Consider the following 21,638-nt stretch of genomic DNA (forward strand, 5'->3'; position numbering starts at 1 on the left):
TCCGCGGCACCGCACCCCCGACACCCACCGCTTCGGCGGTGTGCCGTCGTCCGCCCGCCCCCGGTGACCGTGCGTCCTCCCCCTCCCCGGCCCCGCCGTCGAACGGCCGTGCCCGTGGCCGAGGTGTCCGCGTCCTCCGGGGCCTTCCGACTCCTGCCGGAGCCCTCCATGAGTGAACCCCCAGGCGCCGCCGTCTCCCTGGCCGAGGCGCCGCGGCCCGCCGCCACCCCGTCCGAACCGCTCACCGCCCAGCGCGTGCTGCCGCTCAGGCGCCCCGGCCGCTGGATCGCCACCGCCGTCGCCCTCGTCCTCACCGCCCAGTTCGTCCACGGCCTGGTGACCAACCCGTTCTACCAGTGGGACCGCTTCGGCTACTGGTTCCTGCGGCCCACCATCGTCGACGGCCTCCTCGTCACCCTCGAAGTCACCGCCTACAGCGCCGTATTGGGCCTTCTCGGCGGCGTGCTGCTGGCGCTCGCCCGGCTCTCCCGCAGCCCCGTGCTGCGCGCCGTCAGCTGGGCGTACGTCTGGGCGTTCCGCTCCATCCCGCTCATCGTCGTCCTGCTGTTCCTGTACAACTTCAGCGCCCTCTACAAGACGCTCAGCCTCGGCGTCCCCTTCGGGCCCGCCTTCCTCACCTTCGACGAGTCCGCGCTCGCCACCGACCTCGTCATCGCGGTCGTCGGCATCAGCCTCCACGAGTCCGCGTACGCCGCCGAGGTCGTCCGCGGCGGCATCCTCTCCGTCGACCAGGGCCAGCACGAGGCCGCCGCCGCGCTCGGGCTGCCGAAGGGCTACCAGTTCCGCCGGATCGTGTTCCCGCAGGCGCTGCGGTCCATCGTGCCGAACTACGTCAACCAGCTCATCGGCCTGATCAAGGGCACCTCGCTGGTCTTCTACGTGTCCCTGCTCGACCTGTTCGGCGCCGCGCAGTCCATGGGCTCCACCTACCCGGGCGACATCGTGCCGCTGCTCATGGTCGCCACCGTCTGGTACCTCGTCCTGACCAGCGTCGTCTCCGTCGTCCAGTTCTACGTCGAGCGGTACTACGCCCGGGGCGCCACCCGCTCCCTGCCGCCGACCCCGCTCCAGAAACTGCGGTCCTCCGTCACCGAGTTGAGGGCCCGCGTCCGCCGGGAGGCCGCCGTATGAGCACCGCCGTCGACGACCACGCGCCCGCCACCGTCGAGGTGCACGACGTGCACAAGTGGTACGGCGCCCACCGCGTGCTCAACGGGGTCGACCTGACCGTACGGCCCGGCGAGGTCACCGTGATCCTCGGCCCCTCCGGCTCCGGCAAGTCCACCCTCCTGCGGGTCATCAACCACCTGGAGAAACCGGAGATCGGGCACGTCAGTCTCAACGGCGAACCGATCGGCGTCCGCCGGCACGGCACCCGCCTCAAGGAACTCGGCGAGCGGGCCATCCTCGCCCAGCGCGGCCGGATCGGCTTCGTCTTCCAGAACTTCAACCTCTTCCCGCATCTGACGGTCCTCGACAACGTGGCCGCCGCCCCCGTCGCCACCCGCCGGCTCGCCAAACCCGCCGCGCTCGAACTCGCCCGCGACCTGCTCGCCCGCGTCGGCCTCGCCGACAAGGCCGGCGCCTACCCACGGCAGTTGTCCGGCGGGCAGCAACAGAGGGTGGCCATCGCCCGTGCCCTCGCGCTGCGCCCCGGCGTCATCCTCTTCGACGAGCCGACCTCCGCCCTCGACCCGGAACTCGTCGGCGAGGTGCTCGCCGTCATCAAGGACCTGGCGACCAGCGGCACCACCCTCGTCATCGTCACCCACGAGATCGGTTTCGCCCGCGAGATCGCCGACCGCGTCGTCTTCATGGACGGCGGCCGGATCGTCGAACAGGGCCCGCCCTCCGAGGTCCTCGACGCCCCCCGGCACGAACGGACCAGGGACTTCCTCAGCAAGGTCCTCTGACCCCCGCCCCTTGTTCACCCATCACGTAAGGACAGTCATGCGCCACCGCGTCACCCGTCGTGCCCTGCTCCGCGGCATCACCGCGGCGACCGCCGCCGCCACCCTCGCCACCGGGCTCACCGCCTGCGGCGGAGACAGCGACGCGGCGACGGCGACCTCCGACGCCGCCGGCACGGTCACCGTCGGCCGGCTCTCCAACGGGGCCGCCAAGGAGACCACCCTCAAGGTGTCCGAGGTGAAGTCCATCAGCGCCAAGCTCCCCGCAGACCTGAGAAAGAGCGGACGACTCGTCATAGGCTCCGGCACGCTGCCCTCCGGGTCGCCGCCCCTGGGTTTCGTGGGCAGCGACCAGAAGACCCTCACCGGCTCCGAGATCGACCTCGCCCGCCTGGTTGCCGCCGTGTTCGGACTGAAGCCCGAGGTCAAGCGGTTCACCTGGGAGAACCTCTTCGTCGGCATCGACAGCGGCAAGGTGGACGTCGGCTTCTCGAACATCACCGACACCGAGGAGCGCAAGCGCAAGTACGAGTTCGCCTCCTACCGCAAGGACGACCTGGCCTTCGAGGCGCCGAAGGACTCGAAGTTCCGCTTCGACGGCGACTACCGGACGCTCGCCGGCACGACCGTCTCGGTCGGCGCCGGCACCAACCAGGAACGCATCCTGCTGGAGTGGAAGAACCGCCTGGAGAAGGAGGGCAAGAAGCTGACGGTCAAGTACTTCCAGGAGACCAACAGCACCTACCTGGCCCTGAGCAGCGGCAAGATCGACGCCTACTTCGGGCCCAGCCCCAACCTCTCGTACCACGTCACCCAGACCAGCGGCACGCCGCAGGCGACCAGGATCGCCGGGCAGTTCTCCGGCGCCGGGGCGACCCTGCAGGGACTGATCGCCGCGACCGCGAAGAAGGACAGCGGACTCGCCGAGCCCCTCGCCGAGGCGATCAACCACCTCATCGACAACGGCCAGTACGCGAAGTGGCTCGCCGCGTGGAACCTCTCCGGCGAGGCCGTGGAGAAGGCGGAGGTGAACCCGCCCGGCCTGCCGCTCGACAACTCCTGACGACCCATCCCCGGGGCGCCGGGCCCTCCCCTCCTCTGCGGCGGAGGGCCCGGCGCCGTCGTACGGACCACCAGGAAGGCACCGACCGTGTCCGCGAACCCCACACCCCTGCATCTCGCCGTCGCCCTGGACGGCACCGGCTGGCACCCCGCCTCCTGGCGGGAGCCGGTGTCCCGCCCCCGGGACCTGTTCACCGCCGCCTACTGGACCGACCTGATCACCGAGGCCGAACGGGGCCTGCTCGACCTCGTCACCCTCGAGGACGGCCTGGGCCTGCAGTCCTCGCACTTCCTCGACCCGGACGGGCGCACCGACCAGGTACGCGGCCGGCTCGACGCCGTCCTCATCGCCTCCCGTGTCGCCCCGCTGACCCAGCACATAGGTCTGGTGCCGACCGTAGTGGCCACCCACACAGAGCCGTTCCACATATCCAAGGCCATCGCCACCCTCGACTATGTGAGCTCCGGCCGGGCCGGCCTGCGCGTCCAGATCACCGCGCGCCCCAACGAGGCCGCCCACTTCGGCCGCCGCACCCTCGGACGCATCGACCGGTACGACACCCCCGCCGTCCACGAGCTCTTCGACGAGGCCGCCGACCACGTCGAGGTCGTCCGCCGTCTCTGGGACAGCTGGGAGGACGACGCCGAGATCCGCGACACCGCCACCGGACGCTTCATCGACCGCGACAAGCTCCACTACATCGACTTCGAGGGCCGCCACTTCAGCGTCAAGGGCCCCTCCATCACCCCGCGCCCGCCCCAGGGCCAGCCGATCGTCAGCGCCCTCGCCCACGAGACCGTGCCCTACCGGCTCGTGGCCCGCTCCGCCGACATCGGTTACGTCACCCCGTTCGACACCGATGGCGCCCGGGCCATCGTCAGCGAGGTCCGCGCCGAACAGCGGGCGGCGGGCCGGGCCGACGAGCCCCTGCACATCTTCGGAGACCTCGTCGTGTTCCTCGACGGCGACCCGGCCGCCGCACGCGCCCGCCAAGAACGCCTCGACACGCTCGCCGGGGAGCCGTACACCAGCGACGCCCGGATCTTCGCGGGCAGTCCCGCCGAACTCGCCGACCTCCTGCAGGAGTTCGAGACCGCCGGCCTCACCGGCTTCCGGCTGCGACCGGCCGTCGCCGGCCACGACCTCCCGGCGATCACCCGCGGACTCGTGCCCGAACTCCAGCGCCGGGGCGCCTTCCGCCGCGCCTACGAGGCCGACACGCTGCGCGGCCTGCTCGGCCTCGCCCGGCCCGCCAACCGCTGCGCCGCCGCCTGAGCCGGAAGGACCCACCGATGACCAGCCCCACCACCTCCTCGAAGCCTCGGCGCCCGGTGAAGCAGATCCATCTGGCGGCCCACTTCCCCGGCGTCAACAACACGACCGTGTGGAGCGACCCCCGGGCCGGCAGCCATATCGAGTTCAGCTCCTTCGCGCACTTCGCCCGGACCGCCGAACGCGCCAAGTTCGACTTTCTGTTCCTCGCCGAAGGCCTCAGGCTCCGCGAGCAGGGCGGCCACATCTACGACCTCGACGTCGTCGGACGCCCCGACACCTTCACCGTGCTGACCGCGCTCGCCGCCGTCACCGAACGCATCGGGCTCACCGGCACCATCAACTCCACCTTCAACGAGCCCTACGAGGTCGCCCGCCAGTTCGCCGGCCTGGACCATCTCTCCGACGGACGCGCCGCCTGGAACGTCGTCACCTCCTGGGACGCCTTCACCGGCGAGAACTTCCGCCGCGGCGGCTTTCTGCCGCAGGAAGAGCGCTACTCCCGCGCCAAGGAGTTCCTCGCCACCGCCAAGGAGCTCTTCGACTCCTGGCACGGCGACGAGATCATCGCGGACCAGGACACCGGGACGTTCCTCAAGGACGCCAAGGCCGGCTCGTTCACCCACACCGGGCAGCACTTCGACATCCACGGGCAGTTCAACGTTCCGCGCTCACCCCAGGGCCGGCCCGTCATCTTCCAGGCCGGCGACTCCGAGGAGGGCCGCGAGTTCGCCGCCGCCGAGGCGGACGCCATCTTCAGCCGGCACGGCACCCTGGAGGCGGGCCGCGCCTTCTACACCGACGTCAAGTCCCGCCTCGCCAAGTACGGCCGCCGCAGGGACCAGTTGCTCATCCTTCCCGCGGCGACCTTCGCCCTCGCCGACACCGACGCCGAGGCGGAGGAACTCGCCCGCGAGGTACGCCGCCAGCAGGTCAGCGGCGCCACCGCCCTCAAGCACCTCGAGTTCGTCTGGAACCGCGACCTCTCCTCGTACGACCCCGAGGGCCCCCTGCCCGACGTCGACCCGGACGTCGGAGACAACCACATCGCCCAGGGCCGCGCCCAGGTCCGTATGTACCGGGACCCCATGGCCACCGCCCGAGAGTGGCGCGCCCTCGCCGAAGCCAACAACTGGTCCATCCGCGACCTGGTCATCCACACCGGCAACCGGCAGAACTTCGTCGGCTCCCCGGCCACACTGGCCCGCACGATCGACGAGTACGTCCAGTCCGACGCGAGCGACGGCTTCATCCTGGTCCCGCACCTCACCCCGACCGGCCTCGACGAGTTCGCCGACAAGGTCGTCCCCCTCCTCCAGGAGCAGGGCGTCTTCCGCACCGACTACGAGGGCCCGACCCTCCGCGACCACCTGGGCCTCGCCCACCCGGACACGGAGACGGAGGAACGCCAGGCGTCCTGACCCGCCCGGCACCGGTCGGCCCGGACGTCGCCCTCCCCCGAAGGCGGCGTCCGGGCCGTTCCCCCCGGCGCTGGACTGTGGGTGGCTCACCTATGGGTCACCAGCACATGACGGCTGTCTCGCCGGACCCCCAGGCCGAGTACATACGGACCCGGACCACATAGCGGCGGCCCTTGACCAGACGGGTCCGCACGGTGGCGTTGTGTGGGGTGCCACCATCGTCCGTGCCCGCGAGATAGCGGGGGCGGCCATCGCGTTCCTCGAAGAGGACGACGACCGTGTCGGCGTCCCCGAAGGTGCCCACCGTGTACGCGCGGGTCTCCGGGGGCTCGACGGTGAAGTCGGCCTGCTCGCCGGGCCCGAGCCGGAGCGGGACCGAGCGGAACGGCACCAGCTCGCGGGGCTCGCGCACCGGAGCCGGCGGGTACCAGCGGCGGACGAACTCCTTGTCGGCGGCCGACAGCACCCCCGGCGGGTTCAGACCCGCGCGGAACTGCTCGGGCTCCAGGATCAGCCCCGCAGAGAACGGATACTCCATGATCGAGTGCGGGTCCCAGACCGAGCCGTTGACCTCGCTCGCGTCCAGCTTGCGCAGGATGTTGAAGTACGTCTTGTCCCGGCTCCAGAAGTTCGGCGGCCCCGCCAGATCCGTGTAGACCGCCTCGTCGTCCCAGTGGATCCCGGCGAACGGGCTCTGGTGCTCGTGCAGCATGCCCAGCGCGTGACCGATCTCGTGCAGGGCCGTCCCGCGTTCCCCGGGCGCCGTCAGATCCCAGCCGAAATTCATGGTGCGCTCGTCGACACCGACCCGCAGCGCGTCCCGGCCGACGGTCGACCAGGAGCCGTCGCCGCTCTGGAACCCGATCCGCAGCTCCGCCTCCGACCGGTCGGCCACCTCCACGAACGACAGCCCGATCCCGAGGCCGCTCCACTCCTGGAAGCACTCGCGTACGACGTCCCGCTGGTCCTTGCCGCCCACCCACGACACCGGCCGGGTCCGGCCCGTGCCGGGGTCCGGGATCGCGGACGTGTCGGAGTCCCGGTCGAAGAAGTGGTAGTGCAGCACCGTGCCGTTCACCCACATACGGTGCCCGTTGACGAGCGCGTGGAGCCGCCCGGCGGCCAGCCCCGGTGCGAAGGCGGGCGCCGACTGCTGCGCGAGGGAGCAGTAGCGAGCGGTCATGCGCCCCAGGGTGCCCGGCGCGGCGCCCCGGGCGCCTGAGTCGAGGGCTACTCAAGTACCCCTGTATCAGACCTGAGTCATGGTGCTCCTCATACCGTGACGAGCTACGAACGCGCGGCGAGGACCCTGGATCCGCCCTGGCCGTTCACCGGCCGGGAGAGCGAACTCGACCTGGTGCGCGCCTCGCTGGGCGCCGGCCGGGACGGTCTCGTCGTCAGCGGGCCGGTCGGCTGCGGCAAGACCCGGCTCGTCGCCGAGGCCACCCGCGCGACCGGGTGCGCCCGCGTGGCGGGCACTCCCGCGACCCGGCATCTGCGCTTCGCCGCGTTCGCGCACCTCGTCCCCGAGACGGCCTCCCTGCACGGCGCCCACCGGCGTCTGTCCGACAAACGGCTGCTCGTCGTCGACGACGCGCATCTGCTGGACGAGGCATCCGCCGCCCTCGTGCACCAACTGGCCGTCCACGGCCGCATCCGGCTCGTCGTCGTCACCACCGACGGCGCGCCCGCACCGGCCGCCGTCTCCCGGCTGTGGACCGGCGACCTGCTGCCGCGCCTCACCCTGGAGCCGCTGCACCGGGAGGACACCGCACGGCTGCTGGCGGGCGTACCCGGCGCCGACCTGGAGCCGCTCACCGTGAACCGGCTGCACCACCTGTGCCAGGGGGACCTGCGGCTGCTGCGCGACCTGGTCGACGCACTGCGCGAGGGCCGTCTGCTCAGCCGGGTCGACGGCACGGACACCTGGGCGTGGCGCGGGCCGCTGCCGGTCACCGCGACCGTGCGCGAGCGCGCGGCCGGGGTCCTGGACCGGTCGTGCCCCGGGGAGCGGGAGACGCTGCGGCGCCTCGCGTTCGCCGAGCCGTCGCCGCTCGACCCGGAGCGGGACGGCCTCGAGCCGCACACGCTGGAGCAGTTGGAGGCCGACGGGCTGGTCCACGTGGACGACGGCGGTGCCGTCCGGCTCGCGCACCCTCTCCACGGTCCCGTCCTGCGGGCCACGGCGGGACGGCTGCGGGCGCGGCGCCTGTCCCGTACGCCGGACCACTGGGGCCCCGCCCTGGAGGAGGAGCGTGCGGCGCTCCTCGGCCGTATCGAGCGGGCGGACGTCCGCACCGTCACCGCCCCGGTGGGGGAGTGGCTGGTCGCGGAGGACGCGCCGCTGCCGGCCGGATACGCGGCCGTACGCGCCCGCTACGCGCGCCTGCGCGGCGAGCTGCGGGAGGCGGCGGCCTGGGCCGGGGAAGGGCTGCGCGGCGCCGGGGACGACCCGGCCTGCCGGCGTGAACTGGCCCTCGTCGCGGCACAGTCGGGCGACGTCCCGGCCGTGCCCACGATCGCGGGTGGCCGCCCCCACGGGGGTGGGGCGGTCACCCGTCCGGCGGCGGCCGGCCCGTCCGGAGCCGTCGAGGACGACGCGTACGACGCCGTACGCCTCGGCGCTCCCGGGCGGGCCGCGGGCCGTCTCACCGGGGTCTTCGCGGCACACGCCGAGGCGTTGGCGCGCGGTGACAGCAAGGCGCTGGACCGGGTGGCCGAGCGGTTGGAGGCGCGCGGCTTCCTGCTGTTCGCGGCCGAGGCGCACGCGCAGGCGGCGCGGCTGCACCGGGATCCCCGTGACGCCCGCACCTCACGCACGCGCGCGGTCGCGCTCGCCCGCCGCTGCCAGGGCGCCCGGACACCCGCGCTGTCCGGGCTGGCCCTCGGTGAACTCACCGCCCGGCAACGGCAGATCGTGGACCTGGCGGCCGTCGGTCTCAGCAACCGCGAGATCGCCGAGAAACTCACCCTGTCCGTCCGCACGGTGGGCAACCACCTCTACAGCGCCTACGCCCGCCTCGGCGCCGGCGACCGGGGCGCCCTGCCGTGGCTGGTGTCGGCGCGGGGCGCGCGCTCGGCCTGAACCGGCTTCGCCCTCACGCCGCCCCGAACGCGGTGAACGCCCACCCCGTCGCCCGGTGCAGTGCGTCGTCCGGCAGTGCCGCCCGCGCGTCGCGCAGCGCCTCCGCCAGGGACAGTCCGGCGCCCAGGCCCTCGAACCGGCGTCGCCCTCACGCCGCCCCGAACGCGGTGAACGCCCACCCCGTCGCCCGGTGCAGTGCGTCGTCCGGCAGTGCCGCCCGCGCGTCGCGCAGCGCCTCCGCCAGGGACAGTCCGGCGCCCAGGCCCTCGAACCGGCTTCGCCCTCACGCCGCCCCGAACGCGGTGAACGCCCACCCCGTCGCCCGGTGCAGTGCGTCGTCCGGCAGTGCCGCCCGCGCGTCGCGCAGCGCCTCCGCCAGGGACAGTCCGGCGCCCAGGCCCTTGTGGAGGGCCAGCATCAGCGGCACCACCGCCGCGTCGTTCACCGGTGCGCTGCACGCCACCACACCTGCCGTGCCCAGCGGCAGCAACGCCGTGACCAGGCCCAGCAGTTCGTCCGCGCCGACCGACGCGAAGCGGGCGGTGTCGCAGCAGGACAGAATGATCCGGTACGGGCTGCGGTCCAGCCGTTCGAAGTCGTGCACGACGATCGGGCCGTCCGCCATCCGCAGCGACGAGAACAGCGGGCTATCGGCCCGGAAGGCGCCGTGCGCCGCGATGTGCGCCAGCTCCGCCCCGTCCAGCTCCTCCAGCACCCGTGGCACCCGCGCGTCGGCGTGTTCGAGGACGACCGCGCCGCCGTACCGGACGGCCAGATGCGGCACCTCGGCGCCGCCCGTCGCCAGCCCCGGCCCGCGCACCAGCACATGCCGGCCCCGCCGGGGCGGCTCGGTCTCCCGGGCGCGCAGCCAGCTCGTCGCCGACGGCGACACGCTCACGACCCGCTCCCGCAGCGACGGCAGCAGCGCCCACGGCACCCGGTGCAGCCGGGCCGGCGGCACCACCACCAGGGGACCGTCGCCGAGCTGGGCCGCGGCGGGCCCCAGCAGCAGCTCCTCCAGGCGCCGCCCGGCGGCCTCCACCACCGGCAGCCGCGCCTCCGCCCCCGGATGCGCGAGCCGGCGCAGCCCGGCCTGGACGTGCTCGGCCTCCACCTCCGCCTCCGCGAGCAGCCCGGCCTCGAACCGGCGCACCCGCCCCTGCCCGCACAGCAGCACCTGGACCCGCCCGTCCAGCACGGCCAGCTCCACCAGCCGTACGTCGTCGCCGAGCCGGTCCAGCAGCCGCCCCGGGTCGAAGCGGTGCCCGTCGCCCGGGGCGTCGCCCCGCATGTGCAGGGTCCGGGCGCGGATCTCCCGTTCCAGGCGCCGCTGTTCGCGATCCAGCGCCGGTATCGGGCGGGCGTCCATCCGGGCTGCCTCGGCGCGCGCCGCGATCTCCCGGAACGCCGTCAGGTCGCTCTGCAGCTGGGGATCGGCGGGCGGTCTGGTCGGGGGCGCCGACAGCGCCGTCGCCCGCCACCGCTCGCTCCACACCAGGAGCCGGCGCGGCCCGCCGGTCTCCAGGCTGGCCTGCTGCGCCAGCGCCGCGAGTTCCGCGCCCTGCGCGCTCGCGCGGGCCCGCAGCTCCGAGGCGCCCAGCGTCATCCGGTGCGCGTCCAGCACGTCCAGTCCCCGTCGGCATGCCTCGAGGACCCCGCGTCCCGATCCGGCGGCCCTGGCTCGCAGCGCCTGCGCCGCCCAGCCCGTCATCCGGGCCAGCGGCGGCCCACTGCGCCGGCTGCGGGCGGCGAGCGCCAGATGGCGTTCGGCGTCGGCCCGCCAGCCGAGGCCGAGCGCGATCCGGCCCGCGAGCAGCGACGCCTCCGGGGCGGCGGGCGCCCCGAAGGAGGCCAGCCGCTCGGCGACCGCCGCCGTGTCGGCGACCAGCCGGCCAGAACTGCGCCCGGCGGCCACCCGCGCCTCGATCAGCACCAGCCGCGCGTGCGCCTCCCACCAGGGCCGCCGCTGCCCCGTGAACAGCCGTACGGCCATGTCGGCGCGGGCGATGGCGGTGTGCGCGTCACCCGCGAGCCGGGCCGCCGTCGCCGCCGCGAGGAGCAGTTCGGCCTTGCGGGTGGACTGGCCGCCGATGCCGTCGAGGACGGCGATCGCCGCGTCCGCCTCGGCGAGGGCCTCCGGTGCAAGACCGGCCGCCATCAGCACCTCGCAGCGCCGGATGCTGAGCATGAACGTCGGGGTGCCGAGCTTGGCGTAGCGCTCCTCGGCCTCGTCCAGCAGCCGCAGCGCCGCCGGTATGTCGCCCGACCGGAACGCGGCGAGGCCCCGGCTCTCCACCGCGTCCGCCTTGTCGTGCTCCTGGCCGGTGGTGTCCCACAGCGTCTCGGCCGCCGTGAAGTCGGCGTCCGCCCGGTCCACCGCGCCGAGCGCCAGATGCACGGTCGCCCGCAGCGTCAGCGCCCGCGCCGTCCAGATGACGTCGTCGGCCTGCCGCAGTACGGGGACCGCCCGCCGGACGTCCTCCAGTGCCTCCCGGTGGTGCCCCAGCACCCAGCGGGCGTACGCGCGCCGGAACAGCACGCGGGCGCGCGGATGCCCGCTGACGCGCTCCACCCCGCGCTCCAGCGCGGCCAGCCCCTGCTGAGTGCGCCCCGCGTGCACCGACGCGACCCCGAGCGCCGCCAGGACGTCGGCCTCGCGTTCGGCGGACTCCGCGCGCGCCGCGAGATCCCGGGCACGCCGAAGGTGGTGCAGGGCGATCCGCATGTCGCCCCAGTCGCGCTGCCAGATACCGATGACCTGATGGGCCACGGAGGCGTGCAACGGCGACGGATCGGCGTCGAGCACACCCTCCGCCCTCGCCAGCGCGTCGTTCGGGGCGGCGAACACCATCGGCAGCAGTTCGAGAACCGAGTCGCTTCCCGCTGTCACTCCACGGATGGTAGTTGCCCCGGAACCGTGCCACACGGTTTGTCGCTGTATCAATCAGCCGCCCCCTCGCTCTGACTGACGACCGTCGCCCCTCGGGAGGACATCCATGGCACCACAGCGATTCCACGAGCAGTTCGAGCAGATCCAGCGCTCCATGCCCGACGTCCCCCTCGCGATGGGACCGGACGACTCGGCCGAGTTCATCTACGAGAAGGGCTATGTGCTGGTCCGGGACGGTGAGGACGCCGCCCTCGTCGAGGACACCGTGCGCGCGCACTTCACCGCCGAACCCGAGCTGGTGCAGGACCATGTGCGCCGTGCGGGCCCCCGCGCCAACCGCTCCGGCATCACCCGTATCCAGGTCGGCGACCCGGGCGAGGGCGACCGCGGCGCCGACCGGCCCGTGGCGCACGCCCTGCGCGCCCTGCGGGAGGTGGAGGGCCGCGCCGGGCGCCGCCTCGTCAGCCGCAACCACCTGGTGTCGATCGCGGTCAACTCCTGCCCGGGCGACGAACCCGTGCCGGTCGATCGCGGCGAGGAACTCAACCCCGCTCCGGTGGAGGGGAGTTGTGACGCGGACAGCGCCGTCGGGGTGCTGGTGGTCGACACCGGGCTCATGAACGACTTCCGGTCCTCCGCGCTGCTCGCCCACACCGACGGCGACCTCCAGATCCAGGAGTGCGACGACGACGGCGTCCTGCAGCAGTACGTCGGACACGGCACGTTCATCGCCGGCCTCGTCGCCGCCGTCGCCCCCAACACGTCCATCACCGTGCGCAACACCCTCAACGACGCCGGCGCCATCCTGGAGTCCGAGTTCGGCGAGAAGCTCTTCGAGGCCGTCGACGAGGGCGGCTGGCCCGACATCCTCAGCCTCTCCGCCGGCACCTCCAACGGCCGCACCGACGGACTGCTCGGCGTCGAGGCGTTCATGCGCGAACTGCGCGAGCAGCGCACCCTGCTCGTCGCCGCCGCCGGCAACAACGGCAGCGCCACGCCCTTCTGGCCCGCCGCCTACGCCGACCTGCCCGACTACCAGGACGCGGTGCTGTCGGTCGGAGCGCTGCGCGCCGACGGCGAGTTCGGCGCCTGCTTCAGCAACCACGGCGCCTGGGTGAAGGCGTACGCTCCCGGCGAGCGCCTCACCAGCGTGCTCACCGGCTTCGACCGGCCCGTGCCGTACGTCTACCAGCACTCCACGTACGACGCGTGCCGCTACGGCTTCGGCTACTCCTGCACCTGCCAGTCGCCCCGCCACACCGGCGTGCTCAGCGAGCAGGACCCCGGCGCCAAGCCCGACCAGGTGATGTTCGACGGCCACGCGTACTGGAGCGGCACCTCGTTCGCCACACCGCTCGTCGCCGGGATGATCTCCGCGCACATGTCCGCGCAGCAGGAGAACGACCCGCGCGTCGCCCGGTACAAGATGCTCGCGGCCGCCGCCGGCTACGCGGAGGTGCGGGGGGCGCACGTGCCCGCCCTGCGTCCCGCGACCTGGCGCCCCGTGCCCGTCGGCCCTCCGGCCGCCCGGTCATGACGGTCGGAACGGCCCCCTCCGCGGCGTACGATGACGTGTCGTACACGAGGGGTGGGGTTGTGGACCGTGCAGACGTCGGCGCGTTGGTCCGGTCCGCCGTGGACGGCGACGCGGCGGCCTGGAAGGCGCTCGTGGAAGGGCTGAGCCCCCTGGTGTGGTCGGTGGTGCGCGCACACCGGCTGGGGGACGCCGACGCCCACGAGGTGTACCAGACGGTGTGGTTCCGGTTCGCCCAGAACCTCGGGCGGATCCGGGAACCGGAGAAGGCCGGGTCCTGGCTGGCCAGCACCGCGCGGCACGAGAGCCTGAAGGTCCTCAGGAGTTTACGGCGGCTGACCGTGACCAGCGATCCCCAGCTGCTCGACCGGGTCAGCGAGGAGCGCACGCCCGAGCAGTCGGTCCTCGACTCGGAGGAGGCGGCCGCCGAGAGCGAGCGGATCCGCCGGATGTGGCAGGAGTTCGAGGAACTCGGCGACCGCTGCCGCCAGTTGCTGCGGGTGCTGATGGCGTCGCCACCGCCGAGCTACCAGGAGGTGTCGGCGGCGATGGGCATCGCCGTCGGCAGCATCGGACCGCTGCGCCAGCGCTGTCTGCGCCGGCTGCGGGCCCGACTCGACGCACGGGGGGTGCTGTGAACGACGACCTGCACGACGAGACGCGGGACGACGAGCCCTTCGACGACGGCGCGTCGGACGACCACGGGTTCGACGAGAGCGCGCTGGAGGCCGAGCTGCGCGAGGCGGCCGCCATCCTCGACCCCGTGCCCGCGCAGCTGCGGGAGATCGCCGTCGCGGCCTTCGCGCTGCATGATCTGGACGCGCGGATCGCGGAGTTGACGTTCGACTCGGTCGTCGACGCCATCCCGGTGCGGGGCGCCACGGACGTGCCGCGGATGCTGACCTTCCGGGCCGGCGAGGTGACCGTCGACGTGGAGGTGACCGCGCACGGCCTCATGGGCCAGGTGCTGCCGCCGCAGCCGGCCCGGATCGAGGTGCTGGGCGGCCCGCGGACGGCCGCACCGCTCGATGCCGACGCCATGGGCCGCTTCGCCGCCGACACCCCCCTCACCGGCCCGTTCGCCCTGCGGCTGCGGACCGGCGCGGAGGTCGTCGTCACGGAGTGGACGCGGGCCTGAGCCGGCGGATCAGCGCGTCGCGGCGTCCACCAGCGCCGCCAGCGCGCCCGCGAGCCGGGTGAGTCCGGGGCCGGCCGGACCGCCCGGCTCCGTCATGTACGTGTCCCGGCGGATCTCCACCATCAGGGCGGACACCCGCGGGTCCTTGCCGTAGAACTCCAGCGGCACGTACGTCCCCGCGAACGGGCTGTCCAGCCCGGTCTGTCCGCAGGGCGCGAACGCCTCGCGCGCGGCGGCGAGCAACTCGGGCGGCGTGTGGAACTCGTCGGTGCCCAGGCACACCGGCGGCCGGAGGCCGTCGCCGTGCAGCTCGTAGGGCAGCGGGTCGGTGGGGTACGAGTGCACGTCGATGATCACGGCCCGCCCGGTGGCGGCGAGCCGCCCGGCGACCGCCTCCGTCATGGCCTGCGCGTACGGCCGGAAGTACCGCTCGATCAGCGGCTCGGGGTCGGTGCCGGCGGGCCGCAGCGGCTCCCGGTGCGTGGTCCGCGTGTAGACGGCCCCCATGCCGACGGCCAGCATCTCCTCCCGGTCGTCCGGGAACCGCTCGGGGTCGACGACCAGCCGGGACAGCCCGTTCACGAACCGCCAGGGGGTGACTTCGGCCGCCGCGGCCGCCGCCTCGGCGATCGACGCGGTGTGGGAGTCGGTGATGTGGTCCAGCTCCCGCTCCAGGGCGGCGTCGTCCAGGACGATCCCGGACCGCACGTCGGCGGGTATCTCCCGGGAGGAGTGCGGTACGTGGAGGATCACCGGGGATCCCGGGTCGCCGGGGAGGTGGTCGAAGGCGGGCGGCACGACGGTCATGCGCTTGCTCCAAAGGTGCTGTCGGTGTGTACGACGATCAAGGTGCCACACGCCACTGACAACGGCCCCCGGCGAGCCCTCCGCCGTTCGGCCACGGCCCCGGCGCGCCCGCCGGCGCCAGGCCCCTTCGAGCCCTCCGCCTCCGGACACGGCTCCGCCCCGGCCGGAGGACCGGCCGGGGCGGAATCGGTACGGCGGGCGCGTCAGCCGAGGGACGCCAGCGCCTCGTTCCACGTGGCGGACGGGCGCATGACCGCGGCGGCCTTGGCCGGGTCGGGCTGGTAGTAGCCGCCGATGTCGACCGGCTTGCCCTGCACGGAGTTCAGCTCCTCGACGATCTTCTGCTCGTTCGCCGCGAGGGTCTCGGCGAGCGGGGCGAAGGCCTTGGCGAGGTCGGCGTCGTCGGTCTGGGCCGCCAGCTCCTGCGCCCAGTACAGGGACAGGTAGAAGTGGCTGCCGCGGTTGTCGATGCCGCCGAGGCGACGGGTCGGGGACTTGTCCTCGTTGAGGAAGGTCGCCGTGGCGCGGTCCAGGGTGTCGGCGAGGACCTTCGCCTTCGGGGTGTTCGTCGCCGTCGCGAACTGCTCCAGGGACGGCACCAGCGCGAAGAACTCACCGAGGGAGTCCCAGCGCAGGTAGTTCTCCTTGATGAGCTGCTGGACGTGCTTCGGCGCGGAGCCGCCGGCGCCCGTCTCGAACAGGCCGCCGCCCGCCATCAGCGGGACGACCGACAGCATCTTGGCGCTGGTGCCCAGCTCCAGGATGGGGAAGAGGTCGGTCAGGTAGTCACGCAGGACGTTGCCGGTGACGGAGATGGTGTTCTCGCCGCGGCGGATGCGCTCGACCGACAGCTTGGTCGCCTCGACCGGGGACATGATGCGGATGTCCAGGCCCGCGGTGTCGTGCTCCTGGAGGTACTCCCGGACCTTGGCGATCAGCTGCGCGTCGTGGGCGCGGTCCTCGTCCAGCCAGAACACGGCCGGGTCGCCGGTGGCGCGGGCGCGGGTGACGGCCAGCTTCACCCAGTCGCGGATCGGCGCGTCCTTGGTCTGGCAGGCGCGGAAGATGTCGCCCTCGGCGACCGGCTGCTCGAGGACGATGTTGCCGTTCCGGTCCACGAGACGGACCGTGCCGGCGGCCTTGACCTCGAAGGTCTTGTCGTGGGAGCCGTACTCCTCGGCCTTCTGGGCCATGAGGCCGACGTTCGGGACCGAGCCCATCGTCGACGGGTCGTAGGCGCCGTTGGCGCGGCAGTCGTCGATCACGGCCTGGTAGACACCGGCGTACGACGAGTCCGGCAGCACCGCGAGGGTGTCGGCCTCCTGGCCGTCCGGGCCCCACATGTGGCCGGAGGTGCGGATCATGGCCGGCATCGAGGCGTCGACGATGACGTCGGACGGCACGTGCAGGTTGGTGATGCCCTTGTCGGAGTCGACCATCGCCAGGGCCGGGCCCTCGGCCAGCTCGGCGTCGAAGGACGCCTTGATCTCGGCGCCGTTCGCCAGCGACTCCAGGCCCTTGAAGATGCCGCCCAGGCCGTCGTTGGGGGACAGACCGGCGGCGGCGAGGTCGGCGCCGTGACGCTCGAAGGTCTTCGGGAAGAAGGCGCGCACCACGTGACCGAAGATGATCGGGTCGGAGACCTTCATCATCGTGGCCTTCAGGTGCACGGAGAACAGCACGCCCTGCGCCTTGGCCTCGGCGATCTGCGCGGTGAGGAACTCGCGCAGCCGGGCCACGTGCAGCACGGACGCGTCGACGACCTCGCCCTCCAGGACGGGGACCGACTTGCGCAGGACGGTCGTGGTGCCGTCCTCGGCGACGTGCTCGATGCGCAGCGCGCCGGCCTCGGAGATCACGGTGGACTTCTCGGTGGAGCGGAAGTCGTCCTCGCCCATGGTCGCCACGTTGGTCTTGGACTCGGGGGTCCAGGCGCCCATGCGGTGCGGGTGGGTCTTGGCGTAGTTCTTGACCGAGGCGGGGGCGCGGCGGTCGGAGTTGCCCTCGCGCAGGACCGGGTTCACCGCGGAGCCCTTGACCTTGTCGTAGCGGGCCTGGATCTCCCGCTCCTCGTCGGTCTTCGGGTCGTCCGGGTAGTTCGGGAGCGCGTAGCCCTGGCCCTGGAGCTCGGCGATGGCGGCCTTGAGCTGCGGGATCGACGCCGAGATGTTCGGCAGCTTGATGATGTTGGCGGCGGGCGTCTTGGCGAGCTCACCGAGCTCGGCGAGGGCGTCCGGGATGCGCTGGTCCTCGGTCAGGTACTCCGGGAACACCGCGATGATGCGTCCGGCCAGCGAGATGTCCCGCGTCTCCACGGGGACGCCCGCCTGCGAGGCGTAAGCCTGGACCACCGGCAGGAAGGAATACGTCGCCAGGGCCGGGGCCTCGTCAGTGTGCGTATAGATGATGGTCGAGTCAGTCACCGGTGCTCCGCTCCACGTCTGCAACATTGCTCGACATCAAGATATCTCGTGACCGGCCCGTCCTCGACAGGGGTCCGGCCACGGGCGCCGGATGCCGGTGCGGGGTCCGTGCGGTCCCCGTCCGGATCCACGCAAACGGACGGATGCGCTCCGTGCAACCCGATCGCGTGATCCGGCAGTCATGTAGGGAGATCACCGAACGGCGGCCGGCCTTGACCACCCGGCCGCCCGAGCGAAGGCGGACCATGAGATATCGCACCCGAGTGACGGCCCCCGCGGCCGCCCTCATCGGCACCGCGGCGGCCCTGGCCGGCGCGCCCTCGGCCCAGGCCGTACCGTCGGCGGGGGAGCCGGCGGCCACGAAGAAGACCGGCACACCGGGCCCGGAGACCCTCGGTGACCCCGTCTACCCGGCCCTGGGCAACGACGGCTACCGCGTCGCCGCGTACGACCTGGACTTCTCCTACGACGCCGCGACCCGCCTGGTCGACGCGAAGGCCACCCTGAAGATCCGCACCACCCAGGCGCTGTCCCGTCTCTCCCTGGACTCGCACGGCCTGGACATCCGCTCCGTCCGCGTCGGCGGCCGTACGGCCACGTTCGAGCAGGTGGCCGAGAAGCTGCGTGTCACGCCCGCCCGGCCGCTGCCGGACAAGACCTGGACGACCGTGTGCGTCGAGTACACGGCGGACCCGCGCCGGATCCCGCAGCCGCTCACCGGCTGGGTCGACACGCTGGACGGGTTCGCGGTCTGCTGCCAGCCCAACCTGGCCCACACTGTCTTCCCGTGCAACGACCACCCGCTGGACAAGGCCGACTTCACCTTCCGCCTCACCGTCCCGGCCGGTCTGCGCGGCGTCGCGAGCGGCCTGCTCGTCCGCACCGAGACGCTGTCCGGCGGCCGTACGGCGTACACGTACCGCTCGCGCGAGCCCATGGCCACCGAGCTGGTGCAGATCACGGTCGGCGACTATGTGGTCAAGGAGCGGCAGGGCCCGCACGGGCTGCCGCTGCGCGACGTCGTCCCGGTCGCCCGCGCCGCCGCGCTGGAGCCGGCCCTCGCGCTGACCCCGGGACTGGTCGAGTGGCTGGAGGCCCGCCTCGGGGCGTACCCCTTCGAGACGTACGGGCTGCTGCCCTGCAACTCCGATGCCCCGAACGCCTTCGACTTCACCGGCCTGGAGACCCAGACCCTCACGATCTACAAGCCGAACTACCTCCTGCAGGAGGAGTCCAAGATCGGCTCGCACATGATGCACGAGCTGGTCCACTCCTACTTCGGCAACAGCGTCAGCCCCGCCACCTGGGCCGACCTCTGGATCAACGAGGGCCACGCCGACTTCTACGGCCTGCTCTACCGCTACGAGCGCGGCTGGGCCGACTCCCTGGGGCTGACCACCCTGGAGGCCCGGATGAAGCACACCTACGCCCAGGGCGACCAGTGGCGCCGCGACTCCGGTCCGGTCGCGGCCCCCAACGCCGCCAACCTCTTCGACAGCCAGCGGTACCTCGGGGGCGTCCTCGTGCTGTACGCGCTGCGCAACCTCGTCGGCGAGGACACCTTCAACGCCCTGGAGCGCACCTTCCTCGACCGGTACCGCAACGCCACGGCGTCCACGGACGACTACATCGCGGTCGCCTCCGAGGTCGCGGGCCGGGACCTGAGCGGTTTCCTGCGTGACTGGCTGTACGGCACGAAGACGCCGAGGATGCCCGGCCACCCGGACTGGACGGTCACCCCGGTCAGCGCCTCGCTCGCCCCGGGCCGCCGCTCGACGGCCCGGAGCCACGACAACTCCGCGACCCTGTAGCGACGGTCAGTCGAGGCGGACGGGAGCGATCTCGTCCGCCTCCCCGGGCACCCGCTGCTGCGGAATGGACACCGTGCCCTGCTGGATCGCCACCGTCCGCGTGGGCGCCGGGATGCGGATGCCCTCGCGGCGGTAGCGCCGGTGCAGCCGCTTGATGAACTCGTGCTTGATCCGGTACTGGTCGCTGAACTCGCCGACGCCCAGGATCACGGTGAAGCCGATCCGCGAGTCGCCGAAGGTGTGGAAGCGGATCACCGGCTCATGATCCGGCAGCGCGCCCTCGACGTCCTTCATCACCTCGGCGACCACCTCGGCGGTCACCCGCTCGACCTGCTCGAGGTCGCTGTCGTAGGCCACACCGACCTGGACCAGGATCGTCAACTCCTGCTCGGGACGCATGAAGTTGGTCATGTTCGTCCTGGCGAGCTCCCCGTTGGGGATGACGATCAGGTTGTTCGAGAGCGCCCGGACCGTCGTCTGGCGCCAGTTGATGTCCTCGACATAGCCCTCCTCGCCGCTGGCGAGCCGGATGTAGTCGCCGGGCTGGACGGTCTTCGAGGCGAGGATGTGGATGCCCGCGAACAGGTTCGCCAGGGTGTCCTGCAGGGCCAGCGCCACCGCGAGACCACCGACGCCCAGCGCGGTCAGCATCGGCGCTATGGAGATGCCCAGCGTCTGCAGGACCACCAGGAACCCGATGGCCAGGACCAGCACCCGGGTGATGTTGACGAAGATCGTGGCCGAACCGGCGACCCCCGGGCGGGACTGCGTGACCGACCGCATCACCCCGGCGATGCCGCGCGCCGCCGCCAGCGTCACCACGAAGATGAGCACCACCGTCAGCGACTGGTTGACGTGCCGCTGCACGGTCCGGGTGAGCGGCAGCGCCGCTCCCGCCGAGGCCGCGCCGCCGAGGAACGCCGCCCACGGCACCACGGTCCGCAGCACGTCCACGATCAGGTCGTCACCGCTCCAGCGGGTGCGGTCGGCGTGCTTGCGCAGCCAGCGGAACAGGATCCGCAGCGCGAGGGCAGCCAGCAGGCCCGCCGCGAGCGCGATCCCGCCCATCACCAGGTCGTCCACCGTGAGCGTGCGGTTCACCGGTCACCCCCGGGGAGGAAGGCTGCGGCGAACGCCGTCCCAGACGGCGCGATATGAGGTGTCGTCACGTTGTCCCCTGCTCGATTCCGCGATGTGCCGTCGCGCCGTCCACCCCGTCCCCCGTGTCCGGCGCGCGGGCTCATCCTGCCGTATCACGCACACCAGTTCGTGCCGGGCTGCGGTCGCACGGGCCGTTTCCGGGCATTCTCCCCGGACGGCCCGCCGTCTTCGAGGGGGTACGCCCCTCGCACAGTGGGCACGCGGGGGGCGCGCGCCCGACGCCCGTGCCGGTCAGTGCTCCGTGAACGACCCGTGCCGCCCGGCGCCCGCCGCGAAGCGCGCCGCACCCTCCATGCCACGCTCCAACACGCCCGCTCCGTACCGCAGTTCACCGAGCATCGCGGCCTCCTCGTCTCGCCCCTCCTGGTCGAGCACCGAGGCGCGGTCCGACCGCAGGCACTCCTGCGGGAACGCGGCGAGCGCGGCGGCCAGTTCCTCGGCCTCGGCGCGGGCCCGTCCCACCGGCACGACCCGGTTGGCCAGTCCGATGGCGTGCGCCTCCGCCGCCGGCACCGGGCGTCCCGTCAGGATCAGGTCCATCGCGCGGCTCGTGCCGATCAGCCGGGGCAGCCGTACCGTGCCGCCGTCGATCAGCGGTACGCCCCAGCGGCGGCAGAACACCCCGAACACGGCGTCCTCCTCGGCGACCCGCAGATCGCACCACAGGGCCAGTTCGAGCCCGCCCGCCACGGCGTGCCCCGAGATCGCAGCGATCACCGGCTTCGACAGCCGCAGCCGGGTCGGCCCCATCGGGCCGTCGCCGTCCTCGGCGACCCGGTTGCCCCGCTCGGTGCCCATCGCCTTCAGGTCCGCGCCCGCGCAGAACGTGCCGCCCTCACCCCACAGCACCGCCACCCGCGCCCCGTCGTCCGCCTCGAACTCCCGGAAGGCCGCGGCGAGCTCGGCGGCCGTGGGCCCGTCCACGGCGTTGCGCACCTCCGGACGGGAGAGGACGACGGTGGTGACGTGCCCCTGACGCTCGACGCGGACCGGCATGGCGGGGTCCTTTCCCTGTCCGTGGCAACGGATCTCGTACGGTACTGAGCCCTCCGGCCGCCTACCACCGGGGGCGCCCGCACACCCGTCCCGTCCTGTGTCGGCG

General features: G+C 72.9%; 16 protein-coding genes and 1 pseudogene. 10 read left to right on the plus strand and 7 right to left on the minus strand.

The window, feature by feature from the left end; all coding sequences use genetic code 11:
* The first annotated feature begins 168 nt into the window (after positions 1-168).
* From DC008_RS30235 to DC008_RS30255, 5 genes are all read left to right on the plus strand, one after another.
* A complete protein-coding gene (locus DC008_RS30235) occupies positions 169-1,152 on the plus strand; it encodes an amino acid ABC transporter permease (RefSeq protein ID WP_108710936.1) in 984 nt (327 codons plus the stop codon).
* Positions 1,149-1,934 (plus strand): amino acid ABC transporter ATP-binding protein, encoded by a 786-nt coding sequence (locus DC008_RS30240; RefSeq protein WP_055619054.1) that lies wholly within the window; start codon positions 1,149-1,151, stop codon positions 1,932-1,934. The genes DC008_RS30235 and DC008_RS30240 overlap by 4 nt, the downstream gene beginning before the upstream one ends.
* Before the next feature lie 37 nt (positions 1,935-1,971).
* Entirely contained in the window at positions 1,972-2,994 is a 1,023-nt protein-coding gene (locus tag DC008_RS30245; protein WP_108709688.1) for an ABC transporter substrate-binding protein, read from the plus strand.
* A gap of 87 nt (positions 2,995-3,081) precedes the next feature.
* Positions 3,082-4,269 (plus strand): LLM class flavin-dependent oxidoreductase, encoded by a 1,188-nt coding sequence (locus tag DC008_RS30250; protein WP_108709689.1) that lies wholly within the window; start codon positions 3,082-3,084, stop codon positions 4,267-4,269.
* Positions 4,270-4,286: 17 nt separating this feature from the next.
* Positions 4,287-5,687, plus strand: coding sequence for an NtaA/DmoA family FMN-dependent monooxygenase (locus DC008_RS30255; protein WP_108709690.1), 1,401 nt, complete (start codon positions 4,287-4,289; stop codon positions 5,685-5,687).
* Between the two features lie 97 nt (positions 5,688-5,784).
* On the opposite strand, the gene absR1 is transcribed toward DC008_RS30255, so the two are convergent.
* Positions 5,785-6,870: a beta-glucuronidase AbsR1 gene (gene absR1, locus DC008_RS30260; RefSeq protein ID WP_108709691.1), complete on the minus strand. Its 1,086-nt coding sequence runs from the start codon at positions 6,868-6,870 to the stop codon at positions 5,785-5,787.
* A gap of 96 nt (positions 6,871-6,966) precedes the next feature.
* On the opposite strand from absR1, the gene DC008_RS30265 reads away from it, so the two are divergent.
* Complete coding sequence (locus tag DC008_RS30265) at positions 6,967-8,772, plus strand: LuxR family transcriptional regulator AbsR2 (protein ID WP_108709692.1); 1,806 nt, start codon at positions 6,967-6,969, stop codon at positions 8,770-8,772.
* 13 nt (positions 8,773-8,785) lie between these two features.
* Here DC008_RS30265 and DC008_RS36500 read toward each other — a convergent pair.
* Positions 8,786-8,905, minus strand: a pseudogene (locus DC008_RS36500) (CHAT domain-containing protein); the annotation flags it as partial.
* A gap of 150 nt (positions 8,906-9,055) precedes the next feature.
* Entirely contained in the window at positions 9,056-11,623 is a 2,568-nt protein-coding gene (locus DC008_RS30270) for a CHAT domain-containing protein (RefSeq protein WP_164492476.1), read from the minus strand.
* Between the two features lie 145 nt (positions 11,624-11,768).
* Between DC008_RS30270 and DC008_RS30275 the strand changes: the two genes are divergently transcribed.
* The 3 genes from DC008_RS30275 to DC008_RS30285 are packed head-to-tail and all read left to right on the plus strand — an operon-like array spanning position 11,769 to position 14,334.
* Complete coding sequence (locus tag DC008_RS30275; RefSeq protein ID WP_108709694.1) at positions 11,769-13,199, plus strand: S8/S53 family peptidase; 1,431 nt, start codon at positions 11,769-11,771, stop codon at positions 13,197-13,199.
* Positions 13,196-13,834 (plus strand): RNA polymerase sigma factor, encoded by a 639-nt coding sequence (locus DC008_RS30280; RefSeq protein WP_108709695.1) that lies wholly within the window; start codon positions 13,196-13,198, stop codon positions 13,832-13,834. The genes DC008_RS30275 and DC008_RS30280 overlap by 4 nt, the downstream gene beginning before the upstream one ends.
* The gene (locus DC008_RS30285; RefSeq protein ID WP_108709696.1) at positions 13,831-14,334 is read left to right on the plus strand and encodes a hypothetical protein; all 504 of its coding nucleotides are present in this window, start codon (positions 13,831-13,833) and stop codon (positions 14,332-14,334) included. The genes DC008_RS30280 and DC008_RS30285 overlap by 4 nt, the downstream gene beginning before the upstream one ends.
* A 9-nt stretch (positions 14,335-14,343) precedes the next feature.
* Here the strand turns inward: DC008_RS30285 and DC008_RS30290 are convergent, their stop codons facing one another.
* Both DC008_RS30290 and DC008_RS30295 read right to left on the minus strand, forming a co-directional pair.
* Complete coding sequence (locus DC008_RS30290; RefSeq protein ID WP_108709697.1) at positions 14,344-15,141, minus strand: N-formylglutamate amidohydrolase; 798 nt, start codon at positions 15,139-15,141, stop codon at positions 14,344-14,346.
* Positions 15,142-15,344: 203 nt separating this feature from the next.
* Positions 15,345-17,564 (minus strand): NADP-dependent isocitrate dehydrogenase, encoded by a 2,220-nt coding sequence (locus DC008_RS30295; RefSeq protein ID WP_108709698.1) that lies wholly within the window; start codon positions 17,562-17,564, stop codon positions 15,345-15,347.
* Positions 17,565-17,809: 245 nt separating this feature from the next.
* On the opposite strand from DC008_RS30295, the gene DC008_RS30300 reads away from it, so the two are divergent.
* Positions 17,810-19,375 (plus strand): M1 family metallopeptidase, encoded by a 1,566-nt coding sequence (locus DC008_RS30300; RefSeq protein ID WP_108709699.1) that lies wholly within the window; start codon positions 17,810-17,812, stop codon positions 19,373-19,375.
* Between the two features lie 6 nt (positions 19,376-19,381).
* Here DC008_RS30300 and DC008_RS30305 read toward each other — a convergent pair whose 3' ends face one another.
* Together DC008_RS30305 and DC008_RS30310 are read right to left on the minus strand one after the other, a co-directional pair.
* The gene (locus DC008_RS30305; RefSeq protein ID WP_108709700.1) at positions 19,382-20,476 is read right to left on the minus strand and encodes a mechanosensitive ion channel family protein; all 1,095 of its coding nucleotides are present in this window, start codon (positions 20,474-20,476) and stop codon (positions 19,382-19,384) included.
* A gap of 291 nt (positions 20,477-20,767) precedes the next feature.
* Complete coding sequence (locus DC008_RS30310; RefSeq protein WP_108709701.1) at positions 20,768-21,532, minus strand: crotonase/enoyl-CoA hydratase family protein; 765 nt, start codon at positions 21,530-21,532, stop codon at positions 20,768-20,770.
* Positions 21,533-21,638 lie beyond the last annotated feature (106 nt).

Origin of the sequence: Streptomyces nigra (assembly GCF_003074055.1) — a bacterium.
Taxonomy (GTDB): domain Bacteria; phylum Actinomycetota; class Actinomycetes; order Streptomycetales; family Streptomycetaceae; genus Streptomyces; species Streptomyces nigra.